This is a genomic window from Olegusella massiliensis (assembly GCF_900078545.1).
GTDB lineage: Bacteria > Actinomycetota > Coriobacteriia > Coriobacteriales > Atopobiaceae > Olegusella > Olegusella massiliensis.
The window spans coordinates 1,440,300-1,458,381 of sequence record NZ_FLLS01000002.1; the positions used below are offsets into that span (position 1 = coordinate 1,440,300).

15 protein-coding genes and 1 tRNA gene are annotated in these 18,082 nt (G+C 47.3%); all 16 read left to right on the plus strand.

Going from position 1 to position 18,082, the window contains the following annotated elements; translation table 11 throughout:
- The first annotated feature begins 115 nt into the window (after positions 1-115).
- Entirely contained in the window at positions 116-388 is a 273-nt protein-coding gene (locus BN4314_RS06570) for an HPr family phosphocarrier protein (RefSeq protein ID WP_021735307.1), read from the plus strand.
- A gap of 103 nt (positions 389-491) precedes the next feature.
- The gene (tgt, locus tag BN4314_RS06575) at positions 492-1,619 is read left to right on the plus strand and encodes a tRNA guanosine(34) transglycosylase Tgt (protein ID WP_068540400.1); all 1,128 of its coding nucleotides are present in this window, start codon (positions 492-494) and stop codon (positions 1,617-1,619) included.
- Positions 1,620-1,794: 175 nt separating this feature from the next.
- The gene (gene secD, locus BN4314_RS06580) at positions 1,795-3,288 is read left to right on the plus strand and encodes a protein translocase subunit SecD (RefSeq protein WP_021735515.1); all 1,494 of its coding nucleotides are present in this window, start codon (positions 1,795-1,797) and stop codon (positions 3,286-3,288) included.
- A complete protein-coding gene (secF, locus tag BN4314_RS06585) occupies positions 3,281-4,276 on the plus strand; it encodes a protein translocase subunit SecF (RefSeq protein WP_021735311.1) in 996 nt (331 codons plus the stop codon). Before secD ends, secF begins: the two co-directional genes overlap by 8 nt.
- A gap of 72 nt (positions 4,277-4,348) precedes the next feature.
- Positions 4,349-7,567 (plus strand): single-stranded-DNA-specific exonuclease RecJ, encoded by a 3,219-nt coding sequence (gene recJ / locus BN4314_RS06590; RefSeq protein ID WP_232309731.1) that lies wholly within the window; start codon positions 4,349-4,351, stop codon positions 7,565-7,567.
- Positions 7,568-7,571: 4 nt separating this feature from the next.
- Entirely contained in the window at positions 7,572-9,932 is a 2,361-nt protein-coding gene (locus BN4314_RS06595) for a RelA/SpoT family protein (protein WP_068540404.1), read from the plus strand.
- Between the two features lie 2 nt (positions 9,933-9,934).
- Entirely contained in the window at positions 9,935-10,714 is a 780-nt protein-coding gene (locus tag BN4314_RS06600; RefSeq protein WP_082911205.1) for an MBL fold metallo-hydrolase, read from the plus strand.
- 122 nt (positions 10,715-10,836) lie between these two features.
- Positions 10,837-10,923, plus strand: a tRNA-Leu gene (locus BN4314_RS06605).
- Positions 10,924-11,514: 591 nt separating this feature from the next.
- Positions 11,515-12,078 carry a translation initiation factor IF-3 gene (infC, locus tag BN4314_RS06610; protein WP_035098345.1) on the plus strand — a complete coding sequence of 188 codons (564 nt, stop codon included), beginning with the start codon at positions 11,515-11,517 and terminating at the stop codon, positions 12,076-12,078.
- Between the two features lie 4 nt (positions 12,079-12,082).
- Positions 12,083-12,277: a 50S ribosomal protein L35 gene (gene rpmI, locus BN4314_RS06615; RefSeq protein ID WP_021735415.1), complete on the plus strand. Its 195-nt coding sequence runs from the start codon at positions 12,083-12,085 to the stop codon at positions 12,275-12,277.
- Between the two features lie 56 nt (positions 12,278-12,333).
- Positions 12,334-12,699: a 50S ribosomal protein L20 gene (gene rplT / locus BN4314_RS06620; RefSeq protein WP_021735526.1), complete on the plus strand. Its 366-nt coding sequence runs from the start codon at positions 12,334-12,336 to the stop codon at positions 12,697-12,699.
- Positions 12,700-12,958: 259 nt separating this feature from the next.
- Positions 12,959-13,720 (plus strand): CRISPR-associated endoribonuclease Cas6, encoded by a 762-nt coding sequence (cas6, locus tag BN4314_RS06625; protein WP_068540406.1) that lies wholly within the window; start codon positions 12,959-12,961, stop codon positions 13,718-13,720.
- Positions 13,711-16,062, plus strand: a complete 2,352-nt coding sequence (cas10, locus tag BN4314_RS06630) for a type III-A CRISPR-associated protein Cas10/Csm1 (protein WP_082911207.1) — start codon at positions 13,711-13,713, stop codon at positions 16,060-16,062. Before cas6 ends, cas10 begins: the two co-directional genes overlap by 10 nt.
- A gap of 3 nt (positions 16,063-16,065) precedes the next feature.
- Positions 16,066-16,470: a type III-A CRISPR-associated protein Csm2 gene (gene csm2, locus BN4314_RS06635; RefSeq protein ID WP_068540408.1), complete on the plus strand. Its 405-nt coding sequence runs from the start codon at positions 16,066-16,068 to the stop codon at positions 16,468-16,470.
- Positions 16,471-16,475: 5 nt separating this feature from the next.
- Entirely contained in the window at positions 16,476-17,147 is a 672-nt protein-coding gene (gene csm3 / locus BN4314_RS06640) for a type III-A CRISPR-associated RAMP protein Csm3 (RefSeq protein WP_068540410.1), read from the plus strand.
- A 3-nt stretch (positions 17,148-17,150) separates the two neighbouring features.
- Entirely contained in the window at positions 17,151-18,080 is a 930-nt protein-coding gene (gene csm4, locus BN4314_RS06645; RefSeq protein WP_068540413.1) for a type III-A CRISPR-associated RAMP protein Csm4, read from the plus strand.
- Positions 18,081-18,082 lie beyond the last annotated feature (2 nt).

Genomic DNA, 18,082 nt, shown 5'->3' on the forward strand with positions numbered 1-18,082 from the left:
AATTTTATTCTGTCGTATCCGAAATTGGCTCGCCGATATTATGCCCTGATGTTTGCTAGAATGACATCAAGTCCAACGGCGAGAACGTTCTCGCCTCTCATCTAAGGAGTCCAGTATGGTTTCGAAGCAGACGACGATCACGAACGCTACTGGCCTGCACGCCCGCCCCGCATCCGTGTTCGTCAGCGAGGTCAAGAAGTACCAGTCCAAGATTACGATTCGTAACGTTGACAAGGACAGCGCTCCTGTTAAGGCTAACTCCATCATGATGGTTTTGGCTGCTGGCTTGGGTACCGGTACCACCGTTGAGCTTGCATGTGACGGTCCTGACGAGCAGGAAGCTCTCGACGCTCTGATTGCTCTTATCGACAGCGGCTTCGGCGAGTAGGCACATTTTGGCGCGCTTGCGCAGTTTGTGGCACATCAAAGCCCAGCACCAGTATGTGCTGGGCTTTTTGTTGGTATTTTGTAGACAAGAATGACGAGGCAGTATGTTTGAGTACGACATCATCGCAGAAGATCCAAAAACCCATGCACGCGCAGGTGTCTTACATACGCCTCATGGTGATATTCCAACCCCTATTTTTATGCCTGTGGGTACGAAGGCAACGGTAAAGGGTTTGATGACTTCGACTCTGTCCGAGTTGGGCACCAAGATTTTGCTGGCAAACACCTACCATTTATCAATGCGACCAGGTGCGGATTTAGTTGCTGAGATGGGCGGCCTGCATGACTTTATGCAGTGGCATGGACCTATCCTTACCGATTCGGGTGGATTTCAGGTCTTTTCACATGGTGACTTCGTCAAGCTTAGTGATGAGGGCGTACGTTTTCGTGCGGTTGATTACGACGGAAGTTATGTCTTTTGGACTCCTGAAGACAATATGGAAATAGCTCAAAAACTGGGCGCTGATATTGTGATGCAGTTGGATCAGTGCCCTGGCTATCCTGCAAAGCGTAGTTTTGTTGAGCGTGCGGTTGAGCTTTCAAGCAAGTGGGCTGAACGCTGCTATAAGGCACATACCCGCAAAGACCAGGCACTTTTTGGCATTGTTCAGGGCGGTATGGATCTGGATTTGCGTTTGAGAAGTCTGCGCCACCTAGAGGAGTGCGGCAATTTTCCCGGGTATGGTATCGGCGGTTATTCAGTAGGCGAGGACCATCAAACGATGTTTGAGACGTTGACACCTTTGGTCTCTGAGTATATGCCACGTAACAAACCCCGCTACTTAATGGGTGTTGGCAATCCCACCACTTTGGTGCGCGGCGTGGCTTGTGGAATTGATATGTTTGACTGTGTACTTCCCACACGCACTGCTCGTATGGGTACGGCATTTTCAAGCGAAGGTCGTATCAATCTCAAAAATGCTCGCTTTACTCACGATGCAGCTCCTTTGGATGCCGAGTGTCATTGCCCCGTATGCCAAGGTGGTTACACGCGTGCTTACCTACATCATTTAGTTAAGCAAAATGAAATGCTCGGTGGCATTTTGTTATCACAGCACAATATTTTTTATCTTCTACAGCTGATGCGCGATGCTCGTGAAGCCATTATTGCAGGTACATACCATGATTTTGTCAATACGTGGAATGAGTTGCCCGCGAGTAATGACTTTTAAAAAGCAGCGCGATTGTTCTTAACTATTGTTTTCTTGTCAAAAAATAATGCAATAAATCAGCCGTTCGTAGCTCAATGTTGCTGTTCGAGGGGCTGCATTTGTCCTTGCGCCGTTTTATGTCTGCCAAGACTGGTAAAATGAGCTGGTTAAACTACTGGTAGTTCAGGAGATATATATGGCAAGCAAGAAGAACGGCTCAAAGTCCGCTTCGGGCTTTGACAGCTGGAGGCAGGCGACATCTGGCTCTACGACAAGCAATCAGCGTAACAAAGCTCGCAAAACGAGGCGTATGCCTGCGGTTTTACAGAGGCATATTGCAACACTTGTGCTTCTTGCGTGCCTGTGTGTTGTGTGTGTCTGGGGCTTTACACCTTTAAGTGAGCGCATTACGCAGGGTCTTGATATCCGTGGTGGTGTGTCTGTTATTTTGACGGCCGCCAAACCGGATGGTTCTACTCCAACAGGCGACGAGATGTCCACAGCTACCACTATCGTCCAAAATCGTGTGAACTCTTTGGGTGCCTCTGAAGCTACCGTACAAAAGCAAGGTTCCAACTCAATCTTGGTACAGATTCCTGGTGCGACTGATGCCGATTCTGCAGTGCAGACTATCGGTAAGACAGGCAAGCTTGAATTCGTTCGTCTCGATGAGATTGGTGATGCTGATGCGCTTGCTCGTCTTGGGAGCAAAGATGCCAGCAACATCCAGCTCAAGCCAGGTACGTACAAGGCTTTTATGGATGGTTCGTCTATCACTTCGACTTCGGTAGCACAAGCAGGTCAATCGGCTACTGGCGCCTATGCAGTTAATGTCAAGCTCAATTCTGATGCGGCAAAAACCTTTGCCAAGGTTACTCGTGAGCTTGCGCCTACCAATGGACGTATTGCTATTGTGCTTGACGGCGTCATTAAGTCATCGCCTGCAGTGCAAGAAGAAATTGGTGGCGGTCAGGTTTCTATTACAGGTGGCTTTACTGCTGAGGAAGCTCGTTCACTCAAGACCATCCTTGATTCTGGTTCTCTTCCAGTAACGCTGACCTACTCAGAGAGCCGTGTTGTTGGTCCTACGTTGGGTCAAGATTCGCTCACACAGGGTGTAGTGGCAATTGCTGCGGGTGCTGCGATTGTTATCATCTACCTGTTTGTCTTCTACCAAGGGCTTGGCCTTTTGACCATGGGCTCACTTGGTATCTTTGCGCTGCTCTATCTAGGTTTACTGGCGTTGCTTTCGCATTTTGGAGCGTACTCATTAACGCTACCAGGACTTGCTGCAGTGGTGTTGACTACCGGTTCTGCTGCGGACTCCTCGATTTTGGTTCTTGAGCGCTTCCGTGAAGAGATTCGTATGGGACGTACTGTACGACAAGCTTCGATGTCTGGTGTCAAGCATGGTATCGCTACCTCGCTCGATGCCGATGCTGTTACGTTGGTAACCGCCATTGCTCTTTTTGCTGTGGCAGTCGGTTCGGTTAAAGGCTTTGGTCTTACCTTGATGTTGGGTGTTGCCTGCGACTTGGTAACGATGTTTTGTTTTAAAGCGCCCGCACTTCGCCTGTTAGCAGCTTCTATCGAGAAGCATCCTAGGTTCTGGGGTGTTCGCGGCGATATGGAAGAGGGCGAGCGTGCACGTCATGGTCAGCCTTCGAAAGGGGGTGTGGCCCATGCGTAGCCACTTCGCGTCTGAGATTAACTTTATGGGTCATCGCTTCCAGTTGTTGACCTTCTCGGGAATTTTGATAGTGCTATCAATCGTAGGCTTAATTGTTCGCGGCTTGGTCTTTGGTATTGAGTTCCGCGGTGGTACTGAGATTGACTTCCAAAATACGGGCGATATTAGTATTGCTCAAATGCGCAGCGCACTTGAGGCAACAGGTGAGCAAAACCTTACTATTCAAACGGCGGTAACCGAGGGCGAGAAGGGCTTCCTTGTGCGCTCGGATGCGACCAATCCTACGGATGCAACGGCACATGCTGCGGCTGCTGCCGAGTCGCTCAAGCTGCCTAAGTCCTCCTATACGGTTACCACTATCGGTCCCGACTGGGGTGCTGATACGGTACGCTCCTCAAGCATTGCCTTTTTAGTGTCGCTGGTCGCCATCATTGCTTTTGTGTCCATCCGCTACGAATTTAAGATGTCTATTACAGCGGTGGCTTCTTTGGTGCATGACCTTGTCATTATTTTGGGTGTGTATGCGTGGACCCAGACACCCATTACCCCCAATGTGGTGGCTGCACTACTGACCGTTATGGGTTATTCGCTCTACGATACGGTTGTTGAGTTCAACCGTATAAATGAGAACGCCAAGCGCGGTGGAGATGCAAACCACCGTACCTATTTCCAGATTACAAACTATTCGATTAACGAAGTGATTGTTCGCACCATCAATACAACTATTACAACCATTGTGCCCATCATCGTAATGTATGCCATCGGTGGCACAACTCTGCGTGACTTTGCGTTTGCCATGCTTATTGGTGAATTGTTGGGTACCTACTCAAGCTTTGCTATCGCAAGCCCGCTGCTTGCGATTTGGAAGACTCACGAGCCTAAATGGCACAAGCTTGAAGAGCGCTATGGTGGCGCTGGGGCTGCAGTACGTATTGTCCAGCAGAATGAACGCGGAGCAGCTCACAGCTTTGCAAAGCGCGGGCTGTAGCCCATGGGCGGCTTGGCGGGCAGCAGATGCTGGCAGCTGCTGCAACAAGATAAAAAAGCAGAAGTCAGACTTATGTCTGAGTTGGGATTAGCACCTTTAGCAGCGCGTGTTTTGGCTGCTCGAGGTGTGAGTGACCCTGTTGAAGCACAAAGATTTTTGACTCCTTCTCTTGAACGTGACTGGTCCGATCCACTGTTGATTCCAGATATGGAAGAAGCGGTGCAGCGCATCATGCGCGCCATCTCTGACGGTGAGTCAATCGCGGTTTTTGGTGACTTCGATGTGGATGGTATGTCGGCAGCAAGCGTTTTGGGCTTGGGCTTGCGTGCGCTTGGAGCACAGGTGCAAGCTTTTATTCCTGATCGCTTTACTGAAGGATATGGTCTTAGCAAAAATGCTTTGTTGCGCGTAGTTGAGGCATGTAAGCCTCAGTTGGTGGTAACTGTTGATAATGGCATTGCTTCGGCTGAAGAAGTAAAAGCTTTACTTGAGCACAATATTGATGTGGTGATTACCGATCATCACGAGCCTGCGGATTTGGTGCCAACGGGTGTTCCGGTGGTTGACCCCAAACTATCCGCTGACTGTCCGTCTCGAGATTTGGCGGGAGCAGGTGTTGCGCTCAAGCTCGTCTGTGAACTGGGTCGCCGATTGGGACAGCCACATTTGTGGCGCTCATTGACCGAGCTTGCCTGTCTGGGTACTGTTTCGGACATGATGGTGCTTCAGGGAGAAAATCGTGCCCTGGTGGCAGATGGTATTGAATGCATGCATCATTCTACGCGTCCCGGTTTGGCAGCATTGGCACAAATCGCCAAGGTAGACTTATCGACGGTTGCTGCTGACGACCTGCCCTTCTCGATTATTCCGCGCCTTAATGCGGCAGGACGAATGGGTTCTACCGACATTGCTTTTAAGCTGCTTTTTACCGACGATATTGAAGAAGCGAGTTTGCTTGCGGCTTCGCTGGAGCAGATCAATGAGGTTCGTCGCGAGACAGAATTTGCTATGTCCGAAGCGGCTCTCGCAGAAGCAGAACGTTGCTGGGATGGTGGCCGTGTTGTAGTAGTTGCAGGCGGAGACTGGCATGAGGGCGTCAAAGGTATTGTGGCCAGCCGTATCGTCAATCACTATCACGTGCCAGCCATCGTATTTTCTTTGGTAGATGGCGAAGCACGTGGTTCGGGGCGTTCGGTTGGTACGGTTGATCTTTTTCATGCCGTTGAGCAGTGTGCTGATTTGACTATTCGTTTTGGTGGCCATGCAGGTGCTGTTGGTGTCACCGTTTCCGAAGACAAAATTGACGCTTTTCGCAAGCGGCTCTCTGCGGTACTCGCAAAACTTCCCCAGGAGCAATTTGAATATCGTAAAGAGGTCACGGCGCTTGTTGAGCTTTCTGAGCTCAATGTCGAGACGGTTGCCTCGCTTGAGGCACTGCAACCCTTTGGCCAGGGCAATAAAAAGCCCCTCTTTGCCGTGCGCGGTGTTTCGATGCGCGATCGCAAACGCTCGCGTAATGGCAAACATCTTTTGTTTATTGCAACAGATGGCTTTAATGAAGTTCCTGCTGTGATGTTTAATGCTCCCGAGTTGGAGCGTGCTGCTTCTACCGAAAGTATTGTTGATCTCGTATTTGAAACAAAAAATGAGACGTGGCAGGGTCGTACCAAAACCAAGCTGATGGTCAAAGATATTTTGTTTCGCGATCAACCAAGCCGCGGACCTGCGCCAGGCGAATCTCTCATACTTGAAGGATTTGATCCTCCAACGCCCAATCCTGCAGAGCATCGAGGCGAGTTGGCACAACTTGATTACGATGAGCTGACTGAGGTATTGGCAGCTGAGCTCATTGGCGAACACCAGCTCCTTCCTGCTCAGCGCGAAGCACTTGCCTGCTTGGCAAAAAAGCAATCGACGCTTGTGGTGATGGCTACCGGTCGGGGAAAGTCACTTATCTTTCATGTGCATGCAGCGCGTGAAGCAGTTGCCTATCACAAGGCATCAGTTTTTGTTTATCCTTTGCGTGCTCTCGTTAACGATCAAGCTCGTCATCTTCAAGATGAGTTTGCACATATTGGTGTTGGTGTTCGCGTGCTTACGGGTGCGACACCCCAAGACAGGCGTGCAACAGTTTGGTCGGAATTGGCAGATGGAAGTTGCGATATCGTCTTAACCACACCAGAGTTTTTGGCGATTCATACTGATCGCTTTGCGCAAATAGCGCGTATCGGCTTTTTAGTGGTAGATGAGGCGCATCATGTGATGCAGGCCACATCAAATCGTCCCGCGTATGCAAAGTTCCCTGAAATTCGTCATGAATTAGCTCATCCTACGGTGCTGGCTGTCACAGCTACTGCTCCACGAGAGGTTGCTTTGCAGATTCAAAATCTGTTAGGCATTAGCAGTGAAAACATCCTTATTGATAATGCTGTCCGTAAAAATCTCGAGTTGCTTGACTGTCGAGAGAAGCGTGACCGTGAGTTGGCTCTTGCCTCCCTTGTTGCAAAAGGGGAGAAGTGCATTATCTATGTCAACTCGCGTGAGGAAAGCGTTTCTTTGGTACGCAAGCTCCGTCATATGACCGGCGAGCTAGCCGATCGCATTGCTTATTACAATGCAGGTCTTGAACCGCGTGTTCGCGTCAAGGTTGAGCGGGCGTTTCGTGATGGACGGCTGTGTTGTATTGTCTCTACCAGTGCGTTTGGAGAGGGTGTCAATATTGGCGATGTGCGCCATGTCGTGCTCTACCAGTTGCCCTTTGGTCGCACTGAGTTCAATCAGATGAGTGGCCGTGTGGGTCGAGATGGACTCCCTGCTTATATTTGGCTGATGTTTTCTGCTCGAGATGCCTCGGTTAACGAGCGTCTCTTGGCTGCTGCTGCTCCCACGCGCGATGAGCTTAAAATGCTGTGGCGCGCGCTGCGTCTGCTGGAGCACACAAGTCACGACGACATTGTCCGTGTAAGTGATGAGGAGCTGGCAGCACAAGCTCGTCTGCAAGATGGGCGCTATGCGCTTGATGCGCAGGTTTCCGAGGCAGGAATTGCTGTTTTTGCTGAACTTGGTCTACTCCAACTAAGTAGTTACGGGCCCACGCGCGAAATTAAGCTTACAAGCAATCCACCGCGCATGAATTTGGCTCAGTCAGCCCGTTATGTTGAGGGCATCAGGGCTGCTGAGGACTTTGCAGAATTCCGCGAATGGGTTTTGCGTTGTGCACAAGCAGAGCTGCTTGATAGTATTAACAAACCAATTGTGCCAGGCTTTGGGCATGTAGTATGTGGTGGGTGAGAGTATGGGAACGTTTCTAAAGCAGCAAAATGTTGAGGGTCGACGAAGTAATTCTGACATACCACAGGCGGACAACTGGCGCGTTTTGCAGGTAACTTGTGCAGATACCCTCGATGACGAAGCCAACAGGAGCGTTGAAGAGGCATACCGCTTTGCTGCTGAATTCCACCGCGATCAGCGACGTCGTTCGGGCGAGCCCTATATCAACCATCCTGTTGAGGTTGCCTTAATTTTGGCTCGTGATCTGCGCATGGATGCTGATTCAATCTGTGCGGCTTTGCTTCACGACACCGTTGAAGATACACCTGCAACCCTAGATGACGTGCGCAAACGTTTTGGTGACAATGTTGCCGAGATTGTCGATGGTGTTACCAAACTAACCTCTATTCACGTGTCTTCGATGGACGAAAAGCAAGCTCTCAACCTTCGCAAGATGTTCTTGGCAATGTCCAAAGATATTCGCGTTGTTATCGTCAAACTTGCCGACCGCCTACATAATATGCGCACGCTTGCAGCGATTCCACCTGACCGTCAGCAGTATAAGGCACACGAGACTATGGATGTCTATGCACCTTTAGCAGACCGTCTAGGTATTTCTTCGGTTAAATGGGAGCTCGAAGATCTGGCTTTTTTCTACCTTGAGCCTGAGGAATATGCACGTGTGGCTCGTATGGTGCAGGATTCGCGTGCTCAGCGGGAAGAGGATACCAACGCTGCTATCAAGACGCTCGATGATGAGTTACGCCGTGCAGGTATGTCAGACTATCAAATTTTTGGTCGCCCGAAGCATTTGTGGTCTATTTATCAAAAGATGACGCGCAAAGGCAAGGAATTTTCTGATATTTATGATCTTATTGCTCTGCGCGTACTGACGCGCACCGTTGCGGATTGCTATTCGGCATTGGGTGCAGTTCACTCTCTTTGGCATCCACTACCTGGGCGTTTTAAGGACTATATTGCAACGCCCAAGCCCAACGGTTATCAGTCTCTCCACACGACGGTAGTCGGCCTTGATGCGCGCCCTATTGAAATTCAGATTCGTACCTATCAGATGCATGAGCAGGCCGAATACGGTATTGCGGCGCATTGGCTCTACAAGCGCTCTGGCAATTCTCAAGGTAGATTTGATTCATCTGACCGCGATATTGACTCGCAAATTAATTGGATTCGCAAGACGCTTGACTGGGCTGTCGAAGACGAAATCGGCGATCCACATGAGTTTTTGAACAATCTGCGTGTCGATCTTTTTGAGGACGAGATCTTTGTCTTTACGCCTAAAAGCGCAGTTATGAGTCTGAGGCGCGATTCAACGCCGCTTGACTTTGCCTATCAGGTACATACCGAGGTTGGCAATCACTGTGTTGGCGCCAAGGTCAACGGCTCAGTTGTGCCTCTGACCACCAAGCTGCAGAGTGGCGATCGCGTTGAAATTTTGACTAACAAAAACTCCAAGCCGAGTCGCGACTGGATGAATATTGTGGCGACGCCTTCTGCGCGAGCCAAGATTCGTAAGTACTTTTCGACCCTCTCAAAAACAGATGATGCCGAGCGTGGTCGTGCTGATTTAGCTCGCGAGCTGCGCAAGCGTGGTTATGGTATTGCAACTAAGCGCACGACGAAGGCGCTTGAAGAAGTTTGTGGCATGCATGACTATCACGATGTCGACATGATGTTTGCAGCTATTGGCACAGGTAAAGTTTCACTGCGCTCTGTTGCCAACCATGTCCAAGAAGTGCTTGAGCGTGATACGCCCGAAAAGCAAGCAGAGGCAGCCGCTACCGCTCAGGCAAAGCGAGAGCGTGAAAAAGCTTTTTCCGACGATATTCCTTTTGCTAAAGCAAAACTCATGCGCAAGCGTGCACAATCTGACCGTAAGCGTCGTCATAACTGCGGTGTTGTGGTTAAAGGCGATCCAGATTTGCTTGTCCATTTGGCACATTGCTGCAATCCTGTTGCAGGCGACGATATTGTGGGCTTTATTACTCGTGGTCGTGGCGTTTCGGTACACCGTGCGGGTTGTCCCAATGTGAAGGGGCTCATGAACCACCCTGAGCGCATGATTGATGTGGAGTGGGATACCTCAGGAGCTACAGAGTTCCAAGTAGAAATTGTTGTTGAGGCTTCCGATCGCATGGGCCTGCTTAAGGATGTCACCATTGTTTTGGGTGATACGGGGGCAAATATTCTTTCTGCAGCAACACAGATTTCCTCGCAAGGTGTGGCGAGGCTTCGCTTCCTTTTGGCAATATCCGATGCGTCTTTGCTTGATACGGTGCTCGCTCATGTGAGTCGTGTGCCATCGGTATTTGACTGCCGGCGTATCATGCCGGGTGAAGGCGCTAACCAGATGAAGAAAAGGGCATAACTATGTCTGAAGAAGAAAAGAAACGCGAAAGTTGTTGCGATGGTCATCATGAGGATGGTCACTGTTGTGGCGGTCATAGCCATGAGGACAGCTGCTGTTGCGGGCATCATCACCCTGCACCCAGTGATGGGGAAGATCAGGTTCGCATGTTTGTGGTGGGTCAGCTGCAGACCAACTGCTATGCCTATATCTCACAAGGGGAGTGCCTTATTGTGGATCCTGGCGCATCAGGCGTAGGCATTGCCAAGCACTTAGAAGATGTACATATCAAAAATATTGTTGCGACCCATGGTCATGGTGATCATGTGGGCGGGGTCTTATCTCTTCAGCGTGTAACTGGTGCACGTTTCATGATGCACGAAGCTGATGTTGAACTTGCTTCACACGCAGGTGAGGAAAGTGAGCTAGGCCGTACATACGACAACAACGCTCCTGCTCCCAATCGGCTTTTGCATGAAGGGGATGTTATTGAGCTGGGCACAGCAAGCTTTCGTGTGATTGAAGCTCCAGGTCACACTCCTGGTGGCATTGTTTTGCTTGGTGAAGGTACAGCGCTTGGACTTGCATTTGTGGGTGATACCCTCTTTAAGGGCTCTTGCGGAAGGACCGACCTTGCAGGTGGTAATCGTGAGATTTTGATGCAAACCCTGGCACGTCTCAAAAAGCTTGTGCCCGCACACACAACCCTTTTGTGTGGACATGGGGACATGACAACGATGGAAGACGAACTTGCAAACAATCCTTGGTTGCAAGATACCGAGGTAAGCGACGGTATTCAGTAGGCAGAAATGCGTAGCTTTGCTTATCTGATGTATGGTCTGGAGGCTTTCAACCAGTCCTAAGCAAAAAATTGTTTTATGAGACAAGCAAAACGCTTAGTTTCTGATATAGTGTTTCCTGCTTTGCCCGAGTGGCGGAATTGGCAGACGCGACGGACTCAAAATCCGTTTCTGGCAACAGAGTGTGAGTTCGAGTCTCACCTCGGGCACCATAGAACGGACGACGAGCAGACTTGAGGGTCTGCTCGTTTTTTTGTGTTGCCATCTTGAATGGATACTTTTTCTCTGCGCGCCCACAACTTTGCCTGCCACAATTTTGCTAGATGGTTCATTTGTCGAACTGCGTACCGAAAGATGGTTCGTTTCTCGAATTAGGGGAAAATGTGACCTGCGGTTTTATGCGTGCCGACTTCGAACCTCGAACCAGCTGTGATTTCCGCGCTCGAAACTTGAACCAGCTGTGATGCGCGTATTAGGCGATAGCTCGTATGTTAGTTTAAACATGTCCGTAGAAAACCACGTCACGGAAAGCCTCTGCAAAGTAGCAGTAGGCTAGGAAAACGCGTGTTCTTCTTGTGTGCTATAAAAAGCTGAGCTATAGTACTAAAGGTTACAAACGCAAAGCGGGATTTCCTGCGGGATATCCCCACCTGAGTGGCGCGAGAGCTGCTGCCGGGTCAGACGAAAAACATGCCAGCCATGTTGTTCTGCTAGGCGTAGCGGAAACGTCTCCCGGATGCTTTGCGACGGGAGTTTTTTGTTGGAGGGGAAAGTGACCCTCCTAAGAAGGGAAGGTGGAGACGCTGGCAAAGAAGGACGACCTTCGGGTCAACGGCGAAATCACGTCTCGTAGCTGCCGACTCATCGGAGTTGACGGTGCGCAGCTTGGTCTGTTTGATGTGAGAGATGCTACGCGTATTGCGCGTGAGCAACACCTCGACCTTGTGGAGATTGCACCTGGTGCAGAACCTCCTGTTTGTCGAGTAATGGACTACAGCAAGTATAAGTACGAGCAGGACCGCAAGGCCAAGGCTGCACGCAAGAAGCAGGTCAAGGTCGAAGTCAAGGAAATGAAGTTCCGCCCCAAAATCGACGTGGGTGACTTTGAGACCAAAAAGAAGCACGTCATTCGCTTCCTTAAGTCTGGAGCTCGCGTAAAGATTACCATCATGTTCCGTGGCCGCGAGATGGCTCATCCGGAGCAGGGCCTGCGTGTTCTCGAGCGTCTTGCAGAGGATCTCAAGTCCGTAGCAACGGTCGACCAGCAGCCCAAGATGGAGGGCCGCAACATGCATATGCTCGTTTCGCCGATTAAGGGTGCATTTGATGCGAAGCCCGATGAGGCAGAGCTAGAAGAGAAGGAGTAACAACATGCCCAAGATGAAGACGCACAAGGGGTCGGCAAAGCGTTTCCGCCGCACCGGCACTGGCAAAATTATGCGCGCAAAGGCTTTCAAGAGCCACATCCTGACCAAGAAATCTCAGAAACGTATCCGCGGCTTCCGTAAAGAAGCAGTGCTTTCTGCTGCTGACGCTCAGGTTGTTTCCCAGCGTATGGGCAAGTAAGCGCAACCGCGTATAAACGATAGCGACTATTTTGTCGCAGCTAGGAGTTGATTAATATGGCACGTGTCAAGCGCGCGGTTGCAGGCCGCAAGAAGCGTCAGACGCTCGTCGAGCGCAGTAAGGGTTACTACGGTGTTGGTTCTCGTACCTTCCGTGGTATGAAAGAGCAGGTTCAGCACTCTGGTCAATATGCATACCGCGATCGCCGCAACAAGAAGCGTGACATCCGTGGTTTGTGGATTCAGCGCATCAATGCTGCTGCCCGTCTGAATGATCTTTCCTACAGCAAGTTCATGCATGGTCTGAAGCTTGCTGGCGTCGAGCTGGACCGCAAGGTTCTTGCTCAGGTTGCCTATGAGGACGAGGCTGCTTTTGCTTCTCTCGCCGAGGTCGCCAAGAAGGCACTCGCTGACGCTGAGTAGCAGATTCTGCACAAGTAGTTTTTCTTCACATATATTTTTATATTTGCCCTAGGCTGCTTTGTTGGCCTAGGGTTTTTTTAAAATCCATTGAAAATTAGACAGGTATTTATCACTAGATTTAACTCTCCCTAGTGGGCTAGTTAACTTGAATGCCTGGTGCACTATTATTGTTACATATTGAATAGAATTACAACGGTTGTATTTGATAAAAGAGTTAGATTGTATATACAGTTGTAATCCGAGATGAGGAATGGCTGCAATGCAAAACATCACAAAACTCCACTTAGCTATGCAGTTTCCAGAGAATGTGAAGATAGGATCGCCATTAGCAAGTGGGTATGGACCTTTTCTCCAAGGTGTTCTCATGGAGCAAATAGATTCTTCATATGCGTCTTTTTTGCATAGTCAACCGTTCAATCCGTATAGTATCTACTGTGAACTTGATAGACAACATCAGGTACTCAACTGGAACATTTCGACCCTTACAACCGAAGCATCTGAGCAGATTATCAATCCAGTTGTCAAGCTTGATGAAGTGTGTCTTCGTGGTACAAATGAAGTACTACCAATCATTGAGAAGACTGTCTCAACAATTACAACCAAAGAGATTACAGACCTCATTAATACTGCTAAAAATAAAAAAATAAAGGTGCGATTTGTTACTCCTACGGCATTCAAAAGTGGGGGTGAATATGTGATTATGCCTACAGTACGTCTGATATTCCAAAATTTGCTTATGCATTATACCCAAGTGTACGAAAGTGGGCATGAGGTCGATTCGGAGACACTGGCCTACATTGAAAAGAATGTTCGTATCACATCGTATGAATTGCGCACACAATATTTTTCACATGCCACAGATGGCGGAAGAAGAATACCCGCTTTTGTCGGCACTATAACCCTGAGCTTCAGGGGTCCATATATGCTTGTTGGGCTTGCAAATATGTTGTTGAAATTTGGTGAGTATGCAGGTATTGGAATCAAAACTTCAATGGGAATGGGAGGCATGCAATGCCTATAGAAGGCAGATCTCTTGACTGTGAGTTGGGAACATATGAGCAGATGATTGATGAACTGAGAATCCCGTTGATTTTTGGTGCTCTTTTGCATGATATTGGAAAAGTTATATATCGAGCTGGCTCTAATCAAGGCAACCATTCAAAACTGGGCGCAGATTTCCTTTTAGATGAGATAGCACCACAGAACACAGACTACGATGGTATTTTTGGTAGGCAAATTATCGAGCAAGTGCGTTACCATCATGCAGATGCGCTTGTTAAAGCGAAAATCCCTGACGATTCCTTGGCATATATAACGTACTTCGCTGACAATATTTCTGCTGGTATGGATCGTAAAGAAGAAGGTTCAGAGAGTGGAGGTGCAGTTTTTGATAGAGCTGTAAAGCTTAGAAAAATTTTCAATATACTTAATGGACATCATGACGATAATACAATTGAGCATGAAGATTACAACAAAATCCGTGAGGATCTTAAGCGAAATCTTATCCACATAGATATTAGCTGGCGACAAGTGAATTCTCTCATCAACTTGCTTGAGGCTACTGTTGATAAAATTCCTTCTTCTACAAAAATGTCACAGCTTGTAGATGTTTCCTTATTCGATCATCTGAAAACGACGGCAGGTATTTCAAGTTGTATTTTCGAATATCTTGCGGAACAGAACATCAAGAATTATCGCTCAGCGCTCTTTGATAAGGCGACATCTAAGACGTTTTATTCTAAGCCAATGTTTTTACTCTATTCCTGTGATATGAGTGGTATTCAGGACTTTATTTATACCATTAGTGGGTCTGGTGCTTTAAAGCAGTTACGTGCCAGAAGCCTCTATCTCGAGATGCTTCTTGAACATATAACGGACGAGTTACTTGCGCGTCTTGGGCTTAGTCGTGCCAATCTTCTTTACACAGGTGGAGGGCATGCTTATCTTTTACTGCCCAACACATTGAGGGTAAAGAAAACATTACAAGTATACAAAGAAAAATTGAATGAGTGGTTTTTGAAGCAATATCGGACTGATCTTTATCTAGCGAATGCATGGGTTGAATGTAGCGGTGACGATCTTGCCAATAAGGACGAAAGTAGTGAACGTTATCGCAATCTATATCGAAATCTCTCTAGCAAGCTTTCTGCACAGAAGGCATCACGATATTCAGCATCTACTATTCGAAGCCTTAATTTCTCGGATAGAAAAGGTGACCACAGTCGCGAGTGTACTGAATGTCATCGCTCTGATTTAGATATAGAGAATGGAAAATGCCCTCTCTGTCTTGCGCTTGGGAGAATTTCTTCGCAACTCATAGCGAAGGATGTTTTTGTTGTCTCTAAAGTCATTGACGATAACACTGAACACAAATTTGCACTACCGCTACCGTTTGGTTATTCACTGTGTATGTACTCAAAGGATGAATATATAGAAAAGCAACCAACTGTTCGTCGTGTCTATACAAAAAATAGTTGGAATACTGGGATTGATTATGCGACGCATATTTGGATGGGTGACTACACGGCACCATATAACAAAGAATTGGGCATTGCCGATTATGCAAACAATGGAGCTACGTTTTCAAATGGTGATTCTACAAACGGGGAACTAGGAATTAAGCGCCTTGGCGTATTGAGGGCAGATGTAGATAATCTGGGGGCAACCTTCGTCAACGGACTTCCAGATGAAAAAGTTTCTCTTAGTCGAACATCTACTTTGAGTCGAGCACTTAGTTATTTTTTTAAATACCAGATTAATGAGGTTCTAAAAAGAGGGGACTATCGAGTACAAATTATCTATTCGGGTGGTGATGATTTATTTATTATTGGTAATTGGAGCGATATTATGCATGCCGCTACGGATATTCATGCTGCGCTTGATGAGTTTACAGGCAACGGTACACTTACCATAAGTGCAGGTATAGGCATGTTCGACGCAAAATATCCTATTGCAAGCATGGCTGAAGAAACTGGTGCACTTGAGGATGCTGCAAAACTATACGTGCAACCAGATAATGGCAAAACAAAAAATGCAATTGCACTATGGTCTCAAGAATCTGTTTTCAGCTGGGAAGAATTCATTCAGGAAGTAGTTCCTTTAGAAGCAAAAATTCATACGTTCTTTGACGCAAATGAAAAAGGTAAAGCATTTATCTATAGTCTTGTAGCGTTGCTGCGCGATATCCGAAATCCTATTTCACTACCAAGACTTGCCTATCTATTAGCTCGTAGTTTTGAAGATTATGCTGATGGCAAAGACAACAGTCGTGAGTTGTTTGATTTAGCAATGGACAAGACAAAATGCCGGTATTTGCTTGTTGCATTGGAATGGTATGTATATAGCGTTCGTGAGAAAGGATAGGTAATGACAGAAAAAAATCCGATTATATTGCTGAAATGCAAAAATGGTAATGCGCTCAACAGTAAGAACTTTGCTGATTTTGCCGAAAATCAAATAGCGCCAAATGGGACGCTTAAGTATTCAAGGCTAACCACATCAAAGCTTCGAAGTATCTACGGAATGATTACGAATATCTATTCAAAGATTAATACCTGCGATAGCTTCAAGGAGTATTTGTCAGATTTACAGCACCTCAAGGTTAAGATGGCGTATGAGTGCGGTCGAGATGATGTCGTTAAAGACTTTATCAAAGGTACATTTCTTTTGGCCGCGATCGACTATATCAAAGATTATGACCAGTTCATTCTTTATTGCCGCTATGCGGAGAGTTTAGTTGCATATTTTAAATTTTATGGTGGAAAGGAATAGCGGCTATGAGTTATACCAAGATTAAAATTCAAGGGATTATTGAAGTAAAAACTGGCCTACATATTGGTGGAGATGATTCGTTCAGCGCAATTGGGGCAATCGATTCGCCTGTAGTACGCGATCCAGTTAGTCGGATGCCAATTATTCCAGGTTCTACACTCAAGGGTAAATTACGCTCATTACTTGCGCGCGATAAAAATACTGTGCCAGCAAAGGGAACGCCAGGCTTTGAAAATGATTGCGCTGAAATCAAGCGGTTGTTTGGATCGGCAGCAAAAGATAGTAATAGTGATGGTACGGGAATCCAAATGTCGCGCCTGCAATTCTCAGACTGTTTTCTTGTAAATAAGGAAGACGGGCCATCCAGTATTTTTGAAGTTAAATTCGAAAACACAATAGATCGTCTTACAAGTGTCGCGAATCCACGTCAAATAGAGCGAGTGGTAAGAGGAACAAAGTTTGGCATGGAAATTATCTACAACGTGGAAGATCCCGAATATCCCGAACAAGTTGTAGAGGACTTTGCCAATATTGCGATCGCTTTTAGACTCTTACAAAACGATTATCTAGGTGGTGGAGGCACACGTGGTAATGGCAGGATAGCCATTAAAGACCTTACTGCACAAGTAGTTACAGGTGATACATCATTCCCCGTTCCTGAGCTAAAGCTGGATTAGTGTATGGATACAAAAATTGTAAAGCTTAGTTTCGAGGCACCAGTGCATTTTGGCAAGGGACGTTTATCAGATGCCTCATATGTTTGCGATGCTGGAACTATTTTTAGTGCTCTTTATATAGAAGCACTAAAAATGGGGTGTGCTGATTCGTTGCTCACTGCTGCCACTTCCGGAAATCTTACTATTAGTGATGCTTTTCCCTATATTGGCAAAACTCTATATTTACCAAAACCAATGGTGAGTTTTGTAGAAAGCGGAACACAGCAACAAAACCATGACTCTCGGGAAAAGAAAGCCCATAAGAAACTTGCGTATATTCCGGCTGTAAAGTATCAAGATTTTTTTACAGGTAGCCTTGACGCACTGCAAGAGATAGATACGTTCAACCGAGGCATAGGTTCCCATAGCCTAATGACCAAGGTAAATCTTACATATGAGCATAAAAAAGAGGCGGATCCCTACCATGTGGGCAGTTTCGTATTTGCAAATAATGCGGGAATCTACTTCATCATTAGAGGTTCTTATGATTTGGCACCGTTGTTAGAATCTTTGCAGTATTCAGGCATTGGCGGAGAGCGTTCCAGTGGCTATGGACGCTTCAAATATGGATTCATTGATGATGATCCAATTGTCGCGGTGAGTGAGCAAATTTGTGATGGGCAAAAATTTGTTCTTCTTTCCTCGGCAGCACCTCGAAACGATGAACTTGATGATGAACTTCTTAATGAAGCTCAGTATAAATTGGTAAGACGCGGTGGATTTATTCAGTCATCGTCACACCATTTGCTTCAACAGAAAAAACGAGACTTCTATGTTTTTGCGGCTGGCTCAATATTTGGTTGCAAATTTAGCGGTGATGTATTTGATGTCAATAACACCGAAGGCGCTCATTCAGTCTATCGTTATGCTCGTGCATTATGGTTGGCGGTGTAGTA

What these genes read in the sequence shown, in the direction of transcription:
- csm3 (WP_068540410.1), top strand. Translation starts at nt 16,476, where the DNA reads ATGAGTTATACCAAGATTAAAATTCAAGGGATTATTGAAGTAAAAACT.
- cas10 (WP_082911207.1), top strand. Translation starts at nt 13,711, where the DNA reads ATGCCTATAGAAGGCAGATCTCTTGACTGTGAGTTGGGAACATATGAG.
- rpmI (WP_021735415.1), top strand. Translation starts at nt 12,083, where the DNA reads ATGCCCAAGATGAAGACGCACAAGGGGTCGGCAAAGCGTTTCCGCCGC.
- tgt (WP_068540400.1), top strand. Translation starts at nt 492, where the DNA reads ATGTTTGAGTACGACATCATCGCAGAAGATCCAAAAACCCATGCACGC.
- csm2 (WP_068540408.1), top strand. Translation starts at nt 16,066, where the DNA reads ATGACAGAAAAAAATCCGATTATATTGCTGAAATGCAAAAATGGTAAT.
- recJ (WP_232309731.1), top strand. Translation starts at nt 4,349, where the DNA reads ATGTCTGAGTTGGGATTAGCACCTTTAGCAGCGCGTGTTTTGGCTGCT.
- BN4314_RS06600 (WP_082911205.1), top strand. Translation starts at nt 9,935, where the DNA reads ATGTCTGAAGAAGAAAAGAAACGCGAAAGTTGTTGCGATGGTCATCAT.
- secF (WP_021735311.1), top strand. Translation starts at nt 3,281, where the DNA reads ATGCGTAGCCACTTCGCGTCTGAGATTAACTTTATGGGTCATCGCTTC.
- BN4314_RS06570 (WP_021735307.1), top strand. Translation starts at nt 116, where the DNA reads ATGGTTTCGAAGCAGACGACGATCACGAACGCTACTGGCCTGCACGCC.
- BN4314_RS06595 (WP_068540404.1), top strand. Translation starts at nt 7,572, where the DNA reads ATGGGAACGTTTCTAAAGCAGCAAAATGTTGAGGGTCGACGAAGTAAT.
- rplT (WP_021735526.1), top strand. Translation starts at nt 12,334, where the DNA reads ATGGCACGTGTCAAGCGCGCGGTTGCAGGCCGCAAGAAGCGTCAGACG.
- csm4 (WP_068540413.1), top strand. Translation starts at nt 17,151, where the DNA reads ATGGATACAAAAATTGTAAAGCTTAGTTTCGAGGCACCAGTGCATTTT.
- cas6 (WP_068540406.1), top strand. Translation starts at nt 12,959, where the DNA reads ATGCAAAACATCACAAAACTCCACTTAGCTATGCAGTTTCCAGAGAAT.
- secD (WP_021735515.1), top strand. Translation starts at nt 1,795, where the DNA reads ATGGCAAGCAAGAAGAACGGCTCAAAGTCCGCTTCGGGCTTTGACAGC.